Source organism: Amycolatopsis sp. NPDC051102 (assembly GCF_040682815.1).
Classification (GTDB): domain Bacteria; phylum Actinomycetota; class Actinomycetes; order Mycobacteriales; family Pseudonocardiaceae; genus Amycolatopsis.
Map to the genome: position 1 here is coordinate 90,630 of NZ_JBFBBT010000019.1, position 15,452 is coordinate 106,081.

Here is a 15,452-nt window from a genome sequence, read left to right on the forward strand (position 1 = left end):
CGACAGATGACCGAGCGGTTCAAGGTCGTGATCGTGGGCACCGGGTTTTCCGGGCTCGGCCAGGCGATCCAGCTCGAAAAGGCCGGCATCCGGGACTACGTGATCCTGGAGAAGGCCACCGAGGTGGGCGGCACCTGGCGCGACAACTCCTACCCCGGGTGCGCGTGCGACGTCCAGTCGCACATGTACTCGTTCTCGTACGAGCAGAACCCGGGCTGGTCGCGGTCGTTCTCGCCGCAGCCGGAGATCTTCGACTACCTCAAGGGCGTCGCGGACAAGTACCGGCTGCGCGAGAAGATCCGGTTCGGCGTCGAGCTCACCGGCGCCCACTGGGACGAGCGCGAGCGCCGCTGGACGGCGACGACCAAGGACGGCCGCGAGTTCGTCGCGCAGTTCCTCGTCTCCGGCGTCGGCGGCCTGCACATCCCGCAGATCCCGGAGCTGCCCGGGATCGAAAACTTCCAGGGTCAGACGTGGCACTCCGCGCGGTGGAACCACGAGTACGACCTGCGCGGCAAGAAGGTCGCCGTGGTCGGCACCGGCGCCAGCGCCGTCCAGTTCGTCCCGAAGATCGCCCCCGACGTCGCCGAGCTGACACTGTTCCAGCGGACGCCGCCGTGGATCATGCCCAAGCCCGACCACGCGATGCCGTCGTGGGCGCAGACGCTGTTCAAGCGCGTCCCGGGCACCCAGCGCCTGTACCGCAACGCGCTGTACTGGCTGCTCGAAGCGCGGGCCATCGGCTTCAACGGCCACCCGGCGATCATGAAGGCCGGCGAGCTGATCGCGAAGCGGAACATCGCGAAGGGCATCAAGGACCCGGCGCTGCGCAAGAAGGTCACGCCGGACTACACGATGGGCTGCAAGCGCGTCCTGATCTCCAACGACTACTACCCGGCGCTGGCCCGCCCCAACGTCGACGTGAACACCTCCGGGATCAAAGAGGTCAAGGCGCACTCGATCGTCGACTCCGCCGGGGTCGAGCACGAGGTCGACGCCATCATCTACGGCACCGGCTTCAAGGTGACCGACGCGCTCGAGTACCTCGACATCACCGGCGTCGACGGCCGCAGCCTGGCCAAGGAGTGGGCGGCCGAGGGCATGCGGACGCACAAGGGCATCACCGTGTCCGGCTACCCGAACCTGTTCTTCCTGCTCGGCCCGAACACCGCGCTCGGCCACAACTCGGTGGTGTTCATGATCGAGTCGCAGTCGCGGTACGTCGTCGACGCCATCAAGCTCGCCGATTCGCGCGGCGCCGCCGCCCTCGACGTCCGGCCGGGCGTGCAGGACGAGTTCCAGCAGGAGATCCAGGACAAACTGGTCAAGGGCGTCTGGACCCAGGGCGGCTGCAAGAGCTGGTACCTCGACGCCCAGGGCGTGAACCGGACGATCTGGCCCGGCTTCACCTGGCGCTACTGGCTCGAGACGCGCAAGGTCGACCCGGCCGATTACGAACTGTCCGGCCGCGCGTCATGACCTCGCCGGACGAACAGCTCGTCCTGCACGCCCGGGACGTCCGGTTCGACTGGGCGGCGCTGCCGGCGCACTGGATCCCCGGCGAACCGCAGGCCACGCACACGATCAACGTGCTGCACCTGGCGCTGCCCGAGGGCGAGCGCTGGTTCGTCGAGGTGTTCAAGCAGGCGCTGCCGCTGATCCGCGACCCGCGGCTGGCCGAGGACGTCCGCGGCTTCATCGGCCAGGAGGCGGTCCACGCCGAGGCCCACGACGGCGCGGCGGCCCACCTGGAGGCGGCGGGCGTGCGCGTCCGGCCGTTCGTGGCGCAGATGGAGTGGCTGTTCCGGAAGCTGCTCGGCGACCGCGACCTGACCGGCCGGGCCGCCGAAGAGTGGCTGGTCGAGCGGCTGGGGATCATCGCCGCGATCGAGCACTACACAGCGTTCCTGGGCCAGTGGGTGCTCGACGCGCCGCTGGCGGCGGCAGGCGCCGACCCGGTGATGCTGGACCTGCTGCGCTGGCACGGCGCCGAGGAGGTCGAGCACCGGTCGGTGGCGTTCGACGTGTTCATGCACCTCGACGGCCGGTACGGGCGGCGGGTCCGGAGCATGGCGGCGGTGACGCCGGTGCTGGCCTGGGTCTTCGCGCGGGGGACGCGGTACCTGATGCGCACCGACCCGGCGCGCCCGGGCCGCGCCTCCCTGCGGGCCTACCGGCGGGCGGCGAAGCGGGGGCTGCTGCCGACCGGGCGGGAGCTGCTGCGGGAGATCCGGCCGTACTTCCGGCGGTCGTACCACCCGTCGGAGACCGGGAACACCGAGCAGGCGGTGGACTACCTGGCGAGTTCGCCCGCGGCCCGGGCGGCCGGGTGACGCTCGGCCGCCCCACCCGGCTGGACGGCAGCGAGCGCACCGACCACCTGATGTCCACTTTGGTCGGTGTCGTGGGCGTTTACCGCCGGTTGTCGCAATTCAGCGGCCGACGGCGGCCGCCCGTCCGCACGGTGAACCGCGACCTTTCGCTGACAGTCGAAACGATCCGGCCCGAAGCCGACGACGTCGTCAGCCTGCGGCTCGCGAACGGCGGCCCGCTGCCCGCCTGGCGGCCGGGCGCGCACGTCGACCTCGTACTGCCGTCCGGTCTGACCAGGCAGTACTCGCTTTGCGGCGACCCCGCCGACCGCTCGCACTACCGGATCGCCGTCCGGAAGCTCGGCGCCGCGTCGGCCGAAGTCCACGCCCTCACGCCGGGCACGCGGGTGACCGTCCGCGGCCCGCGGACCGCGTTCCCCTTCGTCGGGCGCGGGCCGTTCCTGTTCGTCGCCGGCGGCATCGGGATCACGCCGATCCTGCCGATGGTCCACCACTGCGCCGACGCGGGCGCGGACTGGCGGCTGGTCTACACCGGGCGCAGCCGCGAGTCGATGCCGTTCCTCGGCGAGCTGCCGGACGACGACTGCGTGTGGATCCGCCCGGACACCGAGTACGGCGTCCCGGCGTCCGGCGCCGAGCTCCTCGAAGGTCTCCCGGACGGCGCGTCGGTCTATTGCTGCGGCCCCGTGGCGATGATCACCGGCGTCCGGACCGACCTGGCGCTCACCACGGCCACGGCCGTCCACTTCGAACGGTTCGCCCCGCCGCCGATCGTCGCCGGGGCGCCGTTCCAGCTCACTTTGCGCAGGTCAGGAGTGGTACTCGAGGTGCCGGACGACCGGACGGCACTGGACGTCCTCCGCGAGACGAGGCCCGGGACGCCGTACTCGTGCCGCCAGGGCTTCTGCGGGACCTGCGCGGTGCCGACGGCCGGCGGCGGGTCGATGCGGGTGTGCGTCGACCGCGGCACCGCCGTGCTCGACCTATGACGGCAGCCAGGCGCCGATCACCGGCTTGAACTCGCGGACGCTCCGCTCGGCGATGACGCCCTCCAGGAAGTACGGGTCCCGGTCGATCGTCTCCTTGAGGTGCGCCTCGTCGTCGGCCTGGTACAGCGTGACGCCGCCGGTGCCGTCGCCGAGCGGCCCGGCGACCGCGACGCGGCCCTCCTCGGCCAGCTTCGCGAGGAACTCGCGGTGGCGCGGCCGGACGTCCGGCATCTTCTCCTGGACGTAGGTGATTTCGACGAGGAACCAGGCCATGTGGATCTCCGGGGTCGGGCGGGCGGGACGAACCCGACGCTACCCGTGTCACGGTTCTGTACCAGCATCCGATCTGTGGCACCGGTCCTTGAACCCGATAGGCTGGGCGTGCGTCAGTACCTGTGTGAGCGCTGTGAATACCGTGAACCTGCTGACGCGGCACACCGTGCAAACCGGGGTCGAGAACAGGCAGGGGTTCATGCTCGAGGGCAATGCGGAACGCAGCGTCGAGGCAACCCTCGGCCACCTGCGGGTCATGGACGGTCCGGCGCCGGCGCAGACACCGGCCCCGCTGACCCTCGAAGACCTCTACCGCCAGCACCGCATGCGGCTGGTCCGGCTGGCGATTCTGCTGGTCGACGAGCCCGCGACGGCGGAAGACGTCGTCCAGGAGGCCTTCACCGGCCTGCACCGCAACTGGGGCAGGCTCCGGGACGCCGCGGCCGCCGTCGGCTACCTGCGCACCGCCGTGGTCAACGGGTCGCGCAGCGTGCTGCGCCGCCGCAAGACCGCCCGCGAGTACGTGCCGCCGCACGCGGTCAACGCGCGGTCCGCCGAGAGCCTCGCGATGCTCTCCAGCGAGCACCAGGCGGTGGTCAGCGCGCTGTCCAAGCTGCCGCCCCGCCAGCGCGAAGTGCTGGTGCTGCGGTACTACGGCGGGCTGAGCGAGGCAGAAATCTCTGAGGCCGCAGGCATTTCCAAGGGTACCGTCAAATCGACCGCCAGCCGGGCGCTCGAGGCACTCCAGAAGGCCATGCAGACCCCACAGTGACCCGGGTGGACCATTCCGATCACTGAGTCGTATCACCATGCTTGGTCCAGACCAATATATGCTGGGGTGCGTGAGAGGCGCCGGAGATTTCGTGATCATGGGCGGCCGGGTGGCAACCCCGGACCGTTTACTCGACGACGGCTGGGTGGCCGTCTCCGACGGGCGGATCGCCGGCGTGGGTTCCGGGACCCCGCCATCGGGCGAACACGTCGACGTCGGCGGGGCACTCGTCGTGCCCGGGTTCATCGACACCCACTGCCACGGCGGGGGAGGTGCTTCGTTCACCTCCCTCGATCCCGAGGAACTCCTGACGGCGGTGCGCGCGCACCGCCGTCACGGCACCACCACCATGCTCGCCAGCCTGGTCTCCGACCCGGTGGACATCCTGCGTGAGCAGGTCGCCGCGCTGCGTGAGCTCGTCCAAGACGGCGAGGTCGCGGGCATCCACCTGGAGGGGCCGTTCATCTCGAAGGCCCGCTGCGGTGCGCACGACCCGGAGACCCTGCTCGAACCGGACACCGGCACGGTCGAGAAGCTCCTGCGCGCGGGCCAGGGCGCGATCCGGATGGTCACCATCGCGCCGGAGCTGCACGGCGGCGTGAAGGCCGTCCGCCAGCTGGCCGAGTCCGGCGTCATCGCCGCGATCGGGCACACCGACGGCGTCGAAGAGCAGCTGCTGCCGGCGATCGACGCGGGCGCGACGGTGGCGACCCACCTGTTCAACGGCATGCGGCCGCTGCACCACCGCGAGCCCGGCCCGATCGGCGCGCTGCTGGACGACGAGCGCATCACCATCGAGCTCATCTGCGACCTGGTGCACCTGCACCCGACGGTGGTGCGGCTGGCGGCGAAGCACGCGGGCCGGAACCGGACGGTCCTCATCACGGACGCGATGTCGGCCACCGACGCCGCGGACGGCCGCTACACGCTGGGCCGCCTCGAGGTCGACGTGCACGACGGCGTCGCCACCCTCGCCGACAACGGCTCGCTGGCCGGCAGCACCCTGACGATGGACACCGCCTTCCGCAATCTGGTCGGGGGTGCCAAACTCGGCATCCTCGACGCGGTGCACGCGACGTCGCAACGGCCCGCGGAGCTGCTCGGCATCGCCGACCGCACGGGCATGCTGTGCTCCGGCTACCAGGCCGACATCGTGGTCCTCGACCAGGACCTGCGGCCGGCGAAGGTGCTGCGCCGGGGAGAATGGGTCGCCGAGGTGGGTAGGGCTACCTTGAGCACATAGGTTTACTGCGAGCGAACGGGCGGAGATGAGCGAGCCGAAGGACCCCGAGCAGTTGCTGGCGGACGCCCTTCGCGCGCAAGCCGTCTTCGCCCCGCAGGCGTCGCCACCGCCGTCGCCGCCAGCCGCCGAGCCGGCCACCGAAGCCGTCCCGACCAGCGCGATCAACGAGCTGCCGTCGGCGTACGGGCTGCTCTCAGGGGCCGGCGCGGACTCGTTGGAGCGCGAGCGGGCGGCCCTGGACGCGGCCTCCGAAGCGCCCACGGCGTTCGCCCCGCGCCCGGAGCCGGCGCGGACGTCCACGCAGCTGCCCGCGTACTGGATCCTGATGCTGGCGGTGCTGCTGGGACTGGCGGCGGGGTCCGTGGTGGGCCTGCTGACGCTGGTCTGAGGCGGGTCTCAGTCACGACTCAGGGTGACCCTGTACCGTTTTCCAGGTGATTCTCGCCCAGAGCACGGTCAACACGATGTCGCTGCTGCCGTCATGGCTGGACCCGCAGCACCTGCTGAGCGGCCTGACGACGCCGGTCATCGCGGTGCTGTGCCTGATCATCTTCATCGAGAGCAGCATCTTCCCGGTGCTGCCCGGTGACTCGCTGCTGTTCACGGCGGGCCTGTTCATCGCGAACGGCACGCTCGACGCGCCGTTGTGGCTGGTCTGCGTGCTGGTGGTGGTCGCGGCGCTGCTCGGCAACGTCGTCGGCTACTACCTCGGCTACTTCGCCGGCCCGAAGCTGTTCAACCGCCCGGACTCGAAGTTCTTCAAGCGCGAGTACGTCGACAAGACGCACGAGTTCCTGGAGAAGCACGGCCCGAAGGCGGTGGTCCTGGCCCGGTTCGTCCCGTTCGTCCGGACGTTCATCACGTGGATCGCGGGCATCGGCCGTATGGACCCGAAGCGCTACTTCACGTACACGGTGCTCGGCGGCATCCTCTGGGCGGCGGGCATCACGATCCTGGGCTCGCTGCTGGGCAACATCTCGTTCATCCGCAACAACGTCGACGCGATCTTCGTGCTGATCGTGCTGGTGTCGGTGGTCCCGATCGGCCTGGAGTACCTGAAGTCGCGCCGCGAGAAGAAGGCGGCTGTCGAGACCGACCCCGAGGTCACGCAGCGGATCCCGCGCATCAAGGACTAGGCGTCCGCACCCGGGCTGTCGGTCGGAAGGCCCACCGCTTCGGCCACGGCGAGCAGGCGTTTGTCGTAGGTGACGAAGGACGTGAGCTGCCTGCCGAACACGGCGTGAGCGGTGGCGAGGTGGATGGCGTCCAGCGAGCGGAGGTCGGGCGAGGGGTAGGCAGCGGCCGTCCGCCGCACCACCTCGTCGATCTCGTACTTGGCGACCCGCGCCAGCACCGCGGGGACGTCGGTCAGCAGGCCGGGATCGCTGCGCAGGAGAGCCCGCGACACTTCGACCTCGGCCAACGTCGACGTGACGAGCATGGTGCCCTGCCGTTCGTCCAGCCAGTCGACCAGCGCCTCGCTCTCGGCCTCGTGGCGGATCAGCTTCACCAGGGCGGCGGTGTCCAGGTAGATCATCAGTACCGTTCGTCGTCGCGAAGCGCGCGAACGAGCTCTCCGGCTTCGAGATCGGTCCGGACCGGTCCGTGCGGACGCGGCATCGGCCCGTTCACCGAGGCCGGGTGCAGCTTTCCCGAAGCGATCAAGGCCGCGACCGGGCTCGGCTGCGCCGGGACGATGCGGGCGATCACCGTGCCGCGCTCAGTGATCTCGACGTCCTCCCCGGCCTTCACCCTGGCCAGCACGCCGGCGGTGTCCTGGTTCAGCTCGCGCACAGCTACCTGGTTCACGGAACCAGTGTAGTACAAGTCCGTAGTACGACCTAGGTCATCGAGAACATCGAGCCCGGGTTGAACAGGTTCTCCGGGTCCAGGGCCTGCTTGATCTGCCGGTGCACCCGCAGCCCCACCGGCCCGATCTCCCGGGCCAGCCACTCGCGCTTGATCTTCCCGACCCCGTGCTCGCCGGTCACCGTCCCGCCCAGGGACAACCCGACCTCGAGGATCTCGTCGAACGCGCGCTGCGCCCGCGCGAACTCGTCCGGGTCGTCCGGCTGGTAGACGATCGTGGGGTGCATGTTGCCGTCGCCCGCGTGGCCGACCACCGCGATGCGCAGTCCCACCTCGGCGCTGATCTTCTCGCAGCCGCGGATCAGCTCCGCGATGCGCGTGCGCGGGACGCACACGTCGTCGGTGAGCCACAGCCCGTACGTCTCCAGGGCCGTCAGGACCACCCGGCGGGCCTGCAGGAGCATGCGCCCCTCCTCCAGGTCCTCCGTCGTGTACGCCAGGTCCGCGCCGCAGTCGAGACAGATCTGCTCCAACGCCGCCAGCTCGCGGCGGGCCACCTCGCCGCCCGCGTCGGACTGGCCCAGCAGCAGCGCCTGGCAGTCCGAGCCCGCGCCCAGGTCCGTCTTGAGGTACGCCTCGGACGCCTTGATCGACGACGCGTCCATGATCTCCAGCAGCGACGGCACCAGGCCCTCGCGGACGACCCGCGCCACCGCCTCGCCGGCCGCCTCCGTGGTGCTGAAGCCCGCGACCAGCGTGGCCGGTGCCTGCGGCAGCGGCTTGAGCTGGACCGTGGCCTGCGTGATCACCCCGAGCGTGCCCTCGCTGCCGACGAACAGCCGCGCCAGGTCGTAGCCCGCGACGCCCTTGACCGTGCGGCGGCCCGTCTTCAGCAACGACCCGTCGGCCAGGACCACCTCGAGGCCGAGCACCGAATCCGTCGTCACGCCGTACTTCACGCAGCAGAGGCCGCCCGCGTTGGTCGACAGGTTGCCGCCGATCGTGCACCAGTCGTAGCTCGACGGGTCCGGCGGGTAGAACAGCCCGTGCTTCTCCACGGCGTTGCGGAAGTCCAGGTTGACCACGCCCGGCTGGACGACCGCGAGCCGGTTGCCCGCGTCGATCTCGACGATCTCGTTCAGCTTGGTCAGCGACAGCGTGACGCAGCCGTCGATGGCGTTGGCCGCGCCGGACAGGCCGCTGCCCGCCCCGCGCGGCACGATCGGCACCTTGGCCTCGGCGCACGCCTTGACGACCGCCTGCACCTCCGAAACGTTCGCGGGCAGGACCACGGCGAGCGGCGTGCCCGACGGCGCCAGCGGCATCATGTCGCGGGCGTAGGAGGTGGTGACGTCGGAGTCGGTGAGCACGGCGCTCTTGCCGAGCAGGTCGCGGAGCCGGGTGACCAAAGCTTCGTCGCTCATGGCCTCATGGTAAGCCCGGCAGTCCGCAGTGCGGAAATTTTCTTTCGAACTTGACGGAGGCCCTCACCCCGCCTCGGCCTGGAAGACCGCCAGTGCCGTGGTGTCGTCGTAGTTGACGAAGTCCGCGTCATTGGGGGAGAACAACGTCCACGTCTGCTGGAAGTAGGGCTTGAACGCCGCGTTCAGCACCGGCTGCACCCGCTCCTTGACCGGCGACGGCGGGGCGACCCAAGCCACCACGAAAAGGGCGTAGATACCGGCGATCAGGAATGGCGACAACAGCAGAAGACGCCGTTTCGGGCGCTGCCGACCGGGCGGCCCTTCCGTTTCTTCCGCGCTTTTCCGTACCGGGGCCGTAGCAACCATGATGTCCTCCAGTCGATGTCGCACACCGCGGCACCGGGTGCCTCGGCCTCGGCGGCGGCTTCGTTGAGCTCCGCCTCCTGCTCCTCGCTCGGGCTCGAGGGTTCGGAACGACGTGCAGCACGTGCTGGACGGCCGTCGCCGCGTCGGCCGGCAGGGAAAGGCCACCGCCCCGCCGACCGCGCCCAGTGCGAGCACACCACCGGTGATCAGCTTCCGGTATTTCATCAACCGCTTCCTTTTTCCGCGAGAAGGCCCCCGAATTTCGGGGGCCACGGAAAACACCGACAGAAGCGCGGAACGATGAGAACAATCATGGTTCCCGGGAAGTTCCCCCGTTCTTCCCGGGACGGAACGGGACGGGCCGGGACGCGACCGGGGTCAGCGGACCAGCCCGAGGAGCTTCTCGACGTGGATGGTCAGCAGCACCCGTTGGTCGGTGACCATGGCCTGGCGGTACTCGGCCCAGTCCGGGTGCTCGCCCGCCGCCCGCCGGTAGTAGCCGACCAGCGCCTCCACCGTGTCGTCGTCGGTCGCCGCGGCCGGTGCCGTGAGCGACGCCCGCCCCTCGGCGACGACGTAGCTCCAGCCGTCCTCGCTGCTCACGTGGAACGTCACCCGGGGGTCGCGGCGCATGTTCTTCGCCTTCGCCCGGGTCTCGGTGATCGACGCGGTGATGGTGTTCGTCTCCGGGTCGTACAGGTGGGTGATGGTGGACAGCTGGGGCCGCCCGTCGCGGCGGATCGTGGCCAGGACGCCGTGGCGGCGTGCGGCGAGGAACTCCTGGAACGCCGTGTCGTCGGTCATACCCCTTCCAACCGGCGGCGGCGCCCGTTGTTCCAGCCGCAACCCGGAGGAAATCTGCTTGCATATGACAACTAAAGTGTGTTGTGCCACATCGCGAGGTACTCCGCTTGCATAACCGCTAGTGAGGGCACATCCTTGCCTGAGGCAACTAGTTGCAGCCGCCAACCAACGCCGTGAAGGACACACCCATGGCACCGAACAGCTCCGCCACCCGGCCCAAAGCCGAGCTGGACCTCGCCGACCAGCTCGGGCACGAGCTCGTGCGCCTGGTCCGCCTGATCAACAAGGCGAAGTCCCAGGTGTCCAAGCAGGGTCCCGACGGTATCGAGCGGGCGGCCTACGCGATCCTCTTCACCCTCATCCACGAGGGCCCGCAGCGCACCAGCCGGCTCGCCGAGTCACTCCACTCCGAGATCTCGACGATCAGCAGGCAGTCGAGCTCGCTCGTCCAGCACGGCCTGGTCGAGCGGCAGGCCGACCCGGAAGACGGGCGGGCCTGCCTGCTCGCGCCGACGACCGAGGGCATGCGGGTGTTCGAAGAGAACCGCAAGCAGCGCAACCAGTGGCTGGCCGAAGTGCTCGGGGACTGGACCGACGGGGACGTCCGGACCCTGAACCGCCTCTTCGCCCGGCTCAACACAGGTATCGAGAACCACTCTCCACAGCTGGCCGACGCCCACGCGTCCGCCGGTGCACCGGCCAAGGGGGCCAACGCATGAGCACCACCGTCGAACAACCGATCGTGGCGAAAGAACCACCACGGCTGAGCCACCGCCAGATCGTCACGATCCTGAGCGGCCTGATGTGCGGCATGTTCCTCGCCGCGCTCGACCAGACGATCGTCGGCACGTCGATCGTCAAGATCGCCAACGACCTGCACGGCTTCGACCTGCAGGCCTGGGCGACCACGGCGTACCTGATCACCTCGACGATCGTCACGCCGATCTACGGCAAGCTGTCCGACATCTACGGCCGCAAGCCGTTCTACCTGGCCGCGATCACGATCTTCGTCGTCGGTTCGCTGGCCTCGGCCTTCGCGCAGTCGATGTACCAGCTGGCCGCGTTCCGCGCGGTGCAGGGCCTCGGCGCCGGCGGCCTGATGTCGCTGGCCATGACCATCCTCGGCGACATCGTGCCGCCACGGGAACGGGCCAAGTACCAGGGCTACATCCTCGCGGTGTTCGGCCTGTCCACCGTGCTGGGCCCGGTGCTGGGCGGCTTCTTCGCCGGCATCGAGCACGCCGGCAGCATCTTCGGCTACGACATCCACGGCTGGCGCTGGGTCTTCCTGATCAACGTCCCGATCGGCATCCTCGCGCTGTTCGTCGTCGCCCGGGTGCTGAACGTGCCGCACATCCCGCAGAAGCACAAGATCGACTGGTGGGGCGCCCTCGCTCTGGTCGTCGCGGTCGTGCCGTTCCTGATCGTCGCCGAGCAGGGCCAGAAGTGGGGCTGGGGCGACGGCAAGTCGATCCTCTGCTACGTCGTCGGCGGCGTCGGCGTGATCGCGTTCATCGCGGTCGAACGGTGGATGCAGGACGCCGCGCTGATCCCGCTGCGGCTGTTCAAGAACTCGACGTTCACCGTGGCGATCATCGGTGGTGTCATCGTCGGTGTCGCGATGTTCGGTGCGATCACCATGATCCCGCAGTTCATGCAGGTCGTGCAGGGCTACACGCCGACCGAATCCGGGCTGCTGATGCTGCCGCTGATGGCGGGCATCATGACCAGCTCGATCGTCTCCGGGCGGATCACCGGCAAGACCGGTCGCTACAAGGTCTTCCCGATCGTGGGCACCCTCATGATCGCCGCCGGCGCGTTCTTCTTCGCGCAGGTCGAATACGACTCGCCGGTGTGGCACCCGCTGGTCGCGGCGGCCATCATCGGCCTCGGCCTCGGTCAGTGCATGCAGACGCTGATCATCGCGGTGCAGAACGCGGGCCCGCGCAGCGACATGGGCGTCTCGACCGCGTCGGCGACGTTCTTCCGCCAGATCGGTGGTACCGCCGGTGTCGCGATCTTCCTGACCGTCCTGTTCAACACGCTGATGCCGAACATCACGAAGGCGTTCGGCGGTCAGCTTCCGGCCGGCGCCGGCGCGAGCGTCGGCAACCTGTCCGAGAACACCAGCGTGATCCAGACGCTGCCGGAGGCGATCAAGACGCCGATCCTGATCGGCTTCACCGACTCGATCACCACGGTGTTCTACATCGCCGGTGCGGTGGCCCTGCTGGCGACGGTGGTCCTCCTGTTCATGAAGGAGATCCCGCTGACCAACGCGGCCCCCGCCGCGGCGGCCATGGAGGGCGGCGAGGCGCTGCTCGAGGCGGACGACCACGCCGACGAGCCGACCGAGATCGTCGAGCCGGTCCGCCCGGCCGACCGCGAGCCGGCACTCGTCGGCGGTGGCAAGCACGCGCTGAGCACCAACGGGCACGGCGACTACCAGGCCGTGTCCGGCGCGCTGCCGATCACGAACTCCATCGCGGACGCCGGGATCGACGTCCCCGTCGGCGCCGGTGGCGTGCCGGTGACCGGGCACATCCGGCGCCAGGACGGCAGCCACGTGTCCGGTGCCGCGCTGACCCTGATCGACCAGCGCGGCCGCCAGGTCGCGCGGGCGACCGGGGCCGCCGACGGCAGCTACTCGGTGCCCAGCCAGGGCCCGGGCGCGTACGTGCTGATCGTGTCCGCGCACGGCCACCAGCCGCAGGCCTCCAGCGTCGTGATCAGCAACGGGCCGGCGACGGTCGACGTCACGCTCACCGGGTCCGGCGAGCTCACCGGCACCGTCCGGGCGGCCGCCACCGGTGACCCGCTGCCGAACGTGACGGTGACGCTGACCGACGGCCGGGGCGAGGTGAACGGCGCGTTCATCACGACCACCGACGGCACCTACGCCTTCGTCGGGGTCGGCGCCGGGGCCTACACCCTGGTCGCCAGCGGCGCGGGCTACCGGCCCGTCGCGCTGACGCTCACCGTGCCCGACAGCGGCGTCCTGCGCCACGACGTCGAGCTCGCCAGCTCGGTGCTGCTGTCCGGCACCGCGCGGACCGAGGGTGACCGGATCGTGCCGGACGCGCGGATCACCGTGCTCGACGCCGAAGGCAACGTGGCCGCGGTCGCGCGGACCGACGGCGAAGGCCGGTACGTGGTCAGCGACCTGCCCGCGGGGGCGTACACCGTGGTCGCGAGCGGCTACCCGCCGGCGACCAGCCAGGTGGAGCTCACCGGCGGCGAAGCGGACCACGACGTCCGGCTGAGCTACGACCAGGCCCTCGACGAGCTGGTCGACCGGTCATGAGCGGCTTGCGCGCGACCTTCCGCACGGCCGAGGGCTGGGTGGTCGAGCACGCGATGCTCACCGTCACCGACCCGGCCGGGCGGCAGGTCGCCCGCCAGGCGGCCGACGTCCGCGGCGAGGTCGTCACCGACGCGCTCGCGCCGGGTGTCTACACCGCCGTCGTCACGGCGGCCGGGTACAGCCCGGTCGCCCGGACGGCGCAGATCGCCTCGGACGGCAGCGGCTCGCTCGGCGACGTCGTGCTGGCCCCGGTCGCCGAGGCGATCGAGCTGCCGCCCGCCGGGCCGTGGGTGATCGACCCGATCCACTCGTCGGTGGTCGCGACCGCCCGGCACCTGGGCATCGCGAGCATCAAGGCGCGGTTCCCGGACGTCTCGGGCCGGATCGACATCGGCCGCCCGGCCGAGCGGTCGTCGGTGCACGCCGAGATCAAGGCGGCGAGCATCGAGACCGGCATCAAGATGCGCGACGACCACCTGCGCTCGCCGGACTTCCTCGACGTCGACGTGCACCCGGTGATCACGTTCACCAGCACCGGGCTGCGCCGGCGCGGTACGGACTCGTGGACGCTGCTGGGCGAGCTGACGCTGCACGGCGAGCGCCGCGAGATCGAGCTCGAGCTGACCTACGGCGGCTGGGGCCCGGACCCGTGGGGCGGCGTGCGCGTCGCGTTCCACGCCGAGACGACGCTGCACCGGAACGACTTCGCGATCAACTACAGCGCGATGGTCCGCGCCGGGGTGGCGGCGGTCGGCACGACCGTGAAGGTCGAGCTGGACGTCGAAGCGGTGCAGGGCGAGACGCTGCCGCAGTTCTGAGGTTCACGGCCGGAGGCCCTCTCACCACTGGGTGAGGGGGCCTTCACCGTTCGTGCAAGCTGAAACTTCCGGCGAGCCCGATTCGACCGTTCGCCGCGGGCCGTTCACCTGGGCCACGTAGGCTCGGCGTGTGAACGTCGTGAGCACCGAGGCCGCGGGCGTCGGCGTGAGCTGGCTGGACACCGCCGGACCGCTGCTCGTCTGGGTGATCGTGCTGAGCTTCGTGCTGGTCGAGTGCGCGCTGATCATCGGGCTGTTCCTGCCCGGCGATTCGCTCCTGTTCGGAGCGGGCGTGGTGCTGGCGCAGCACGGTTCGGACGCCAACGCGTGGTTCCTGTCGGGAGCCGCGCTGATCGTCGCCGTCCTCGGCAACCAGATCGGGTACTACATCGGCCGCGGCAGCGGGACGAAACTCATCGCGCGGCGCGACGGCAAGGTGCTGAACCGCCACAACCTCGAGCGCGCCCAACGGTTCCTGGACCGCAAGGGCTTCTTCGCGATCGTGGCGGCCCGGTGGATCCCCTGGATCCGCACGCTGGCCCCGCTGATCGCCGGCGCGGCCCGGATGGACCCGCGCCGGTTCATGGCGGCGACCGCGCTCGGCGGCCTGCTCTGGGTGCCGACGCTGGTGCTGCTCGGCTACTACGGCGCCGGCCTGCTGGACGCGCTGCCGTGGCTGAAGACGGCGGCGCTGTGGATCAGCGTCGCGTTCTTCGTGTTCGGCACGGGCTACGGCGTGTTGCGCTACCGCCAGGAGATGCGGCGCCCGGTGGACGAGCGGGACGACAGCAACGCCCGCGCCTGACGCTCAGAGCTGCGGGTCGGTCCAGATCTCGAGCTGGATGCCGTCCGGGTCGCGGAAGACGATCACGCGCGAGCCTTCGAACGTGCGGGACGGCGCGACCGGCTGGTAGGAGACGCCGAACTCCTCGAGCCGGCATTCCCATTCGGCCAGCTCGGCGGCCGAGTGCACGCGGAACGCGACGTGGTCCAGGCCGGTCCGGCGCTCGTCGAACCCGCGCCGGCCGGTGTCCGCGTGCTGCACCAAGACCACGGAGAACTCGTCACCGGCCGAACGCAGGACTACCTTGCGCAGCCCCGTGTCCGGCTCTTCGCGCCGGGTGACCTCCTCGAGGTCGAGGACACGCACGTACCACGGCACGCTGCGGTCCACGTCGGTCACGGTGAGCGCGAGGTGGTGCACGGACATGAGTTTGGCCATGGCTTCCGAAGCCGTCCTTTCGGGTGGCGGCTTCCCAGAGTTGCACAGCGTTCGACGCGCAAAACGCGAGTGACCAAGTTCCCCGTCCGATCGTG

Annotated in this window: 18 protein-coding genes; 11 read left to right on the forward strand and 7 right to left on the reverse strand. The window is 70.1% G+C overall.

The window, feature by feature from the left end; genetic code table 11:
• The first annotated feature begins 6 nt into the window (after positions 1 to 6).
• Genes AB0M93_RS36840 through AB0M93_RS36850 form a run of 3 tightly spaced genes read left to right on the forward strand, consistent with a single transcriptional unit; the run spans position 7 to position 3,322 of the window.
• Positions 7 to 1,479: an NAD(P)/FAD-dependent oxidoreductase gene (locus AB0M93_RS36840; protein ID WP_364282766.1), complete on the forward strand. Its 1,473-nt coding sequence runs from the start codon at positions 7 to 9 to the stop codon at positions 1,477 to 1,479.
• On the forward strand, positions 1,476 to 2,333 hold the full coding sequence (locus AB0M93_RS36845) for a metal-dependent hydrolase (protein ID WP_364282769.1): 858 nt from the start codon (positions 1,476 to 1,478) through the stop codon (positions 2,331 to 2,333). Before AB0M93_RS36840 ends, AB0M93_RS36845 begins: the two co-directional genes overlap by 4 nt.
• Positions 2,330 to 3,322, forward strand: a complete 993-nt coding sequence (locus tag AB0M93_RS36850; protein ID WP_364282772.1) for a PDR/VanB family oxidoreductase — start codon at positions 2,330 to 2,332, stop codon at positions 3,320 to 3,322. Before AB0M93_RS36845 ends, AB0M93_RS36850 begins: the two co-directional genes overlap by 4 nt.
• Here AB0M93_RS36850 and AB0M93_RS36855 read toward each other — a convergent pair.
• The gene (locus AB0M93_RS36855) at positions 3,317 to 3,595 is read right to left on the reverse strand and encodes a YciI family protein (RefSeq protein ID WP_364282775.1); all 279 of its coding nucleotides are present in this window, start codon (positions 3,593 to 3,595) and stop codon (positions 3,317 to 3,319) included. The two genes, AB0M93_RS36850 and AB0M93_RS36855, sit on opposite strands and share 6 nt — an antisense overlap.
• Before the next feature lie 199 nt (positions 3,596 to 3,794).
• On the opposite strand from AB0M93_RS36855, the gene AB0M93_RS36860 reads away from it, so the two are divergent.
• The 4 genes from AB0M93_RS36860 (at position 3,795) to AB0M93_RS36875 (ending at position 6,746) form a co-directional block, all read left to right on the forward strand.
• Positions 3,795 to 4,367, forward strand: a complete 573-nt coding sequence (locus AB0M93_RS36860) for a SigE family RNA polymerase sigma factor (RefSeq protein ID WP_364283031.1) — start codon at positions 3,795 to 3,797, stop codon at positions 4,365 to 4,367.
• A gap of 91 nt (positions 4,368 to 4,458) precedes the next feature.
• On the forward strand, positions 4,459 to 5,610 hold the full coding sequence (nagA, locus tag AB0M93_RS36865; RefSeq protein WP_364283034.1) for an N-acetylglucosamine-6-phosphate deacetylase: 1,152 nt from the start codon (positions 4,459 to 4,461) through the stop codon (positions 5,608 to 5,610).
• Positions 5,611 to 5,635: 25 nt separating this feature from the next.
• Positions 5,636 to 5,998 (forward strand): hypothetical protein, encoded by a 363-nt coding sequence (locus AB0M93_RS36870; RefSeq protein WP_364282778.1) that lies wholly within the window; start codon positions 5,636 to 5,638, stop codon positions 5,996 to 5,998.
• Positions 5,999 to 6,044: 46 nt separating this feature from the next.
• Positions 6,045 to 6,746, forward strand: coding sequence for a VTT domain-containing protein (locus tag AB0M93_RS36875; protein ID WP_364282781.1), 702 nt, complete (start codon positions 6,045 to 6,047; stop codon positions 6,744 to 6,746).
• On the opposite strand, the gene AB0M93_RS36880 is transcribed toward AB0M93_RS36875, so the two are convergent.
• The 5 genes from AB0M93_RS36880 to AB0M93_RS36900 form a co-directional block, all read right to left on the reverse strand.
• The gene (locus AB0M93_RS36880) at positions 6,743 to 7,147 is read right to left on the reverse strand and encodes a type II toxin-antitoxin system VapC family toxin (protein WP_364282785.1); all 405 of its coding nucleotides are present in this window, start codon (positions 7,145 to 7,147) and stop codon (positions 6,743 to 6,745) included. The two genes, AB0M93_RS36875 and AB0M93_RS36880, sit on opposite strands and share 4 nt — an antisense overlap.
• Positions 7,147 to 7,419 (reverse strand): type II toxin-antitoxin system prevent-host-death family antitoxin, encoded by a 273-nt coding sequence (locus AB0M93_RS36885; RefSeq protein ID WP_364282788.1) that lies wholly within the window; start codon positions 7,417 to 7,419, stop codon positions 7,147 to 7,149. Before AB0M93_RS36885 ends, AB0M93_RS36880 begins: the two co-directional genes overlap by 1 nt.
• Before the next feature lie 32 nt (positions 7,420 to 7,451).
• Positions 7,452 to 8,843, reverse strand: a complete 1,392-nt coding sequence (locus AB0M93_RS36890) for an FAD-linked oxidase C-terminal domain-containing protein (RefSeq protein ID WP_364282791.1) — start codon at positions 8,841 to 8,843, stop codon at positions 7,452 to 7,454.
• Positions 8,844 to 8,906: 63 nt separating this feature from the next.
• On the reverse strand, positions 8,907 to 9,083 hold the full coding sequence (locus AB0M93_RS36895) for a hypothetical protein (protein WP_364282794.1): 177 nt from the start codon (positions 9,081 to 9,083) through the stop codon (positions 8,907 to 8,909).
• 504 nt (positions 9,084 to 9,587) lie between these two features.
• Positions 9,588 to 10,013: a PPOX class F420-dependent oxidoreductase gene (locus tag AB0M93_RS36900; RefSeq protein WP_364282797.1), complete on the reverse strand. Its 426-nt coding sequence runs from the start codon at positions 10,011 to 10,013 to the stop codon at positions 9,588 to 9,590.
• A 188-nt stretch (positions 10,014 to 10,201) separates the two neighbouring features.
• On the opposite strand from AB0M93_RS36900, the gene AB0M93_RS36905 reads away from it, so the two are divergent.
• The 4 genes from AB0M93_RS36905 (at position 10,202) to AB0M93_RS36920 (ending at position 14,940) form a co-directional block, all read left to right on the forward strand.
• The gene (locus tag AB0M93_RS36905) at positions 10,202 to 10,732 is read left to right on the forward strand and encodes a MarR family transcriptional regulator (RefSeq protein WP_364282800.1); all 531 of its coding nucleotides are present in this window, start codon (positions 10,202 to 10,204) and stop codon (positions 10,730 to 10,732) included.
• The gene (locus AB0M93_RS36910) at positions 10,729 to 13,317 is read left to right on the forward strand and encodes an MFS transporter (protein ID WP_364282803.1); all 2,589 of its coding nucleotides are present in this window, start codon (positions 10,729 to 10,731) and stop codon (positions 13,315 to 13,317) included. The genes AB0M93_RS36905 and AB0M93_RS36910 overlap by 4 nt, the downstream gene beginning before the upstream one ends.
• The gene (locus tag AB0M93_RS36915) at positions 13,314 to 14,135 is read left to right on the forward strand and encodes a YceI family protein (RefSeq protein WP_364282806.1); all 822 of its coding nucleotides are present in this window, start codon (positions 13,314 to 13,316) and stop codon (positions 14,133 to 14,135) included. The genes AB0M93_RS36910 and AB0M93_RS36915 overlap by 4 nt, the downstream gene beginning before the upstream one ends.
• A gap of 130 nt (positions 14,136 to 14,265) precedes the next feature.
• On the forward strand, positions 14,266 to 14,940 hold the full coding sequence (locus AB0M93_RS36920) for a DedA family protein (protein WP_364282808.1): 675 nt from the start codon (positions 14,266 to 14,268) through the stop codon (positions 14,938 to 14,940).
• A 3-nt stretch (positions 14,941 to 14,943) separates the two neighbouring features.
• On the opposite strand, the gene AB0M93_RS36925 is transcribed toward AB0M93_RS36920, so the two are convergent.
• Positions 14,944 to 15,357: a VOC family protein gene (locus AB0M93_RS36925; RefSeq protein WP_364282811.1), complete on the reverse strand. Its 414-nt coding sequence runs from the start codon at positions 15,355 to 15,357 to the stop codon at positions 14,944 to 14,946.
• Positions 15,358 to 15,452: the final 95 nt, after the last annotated feature.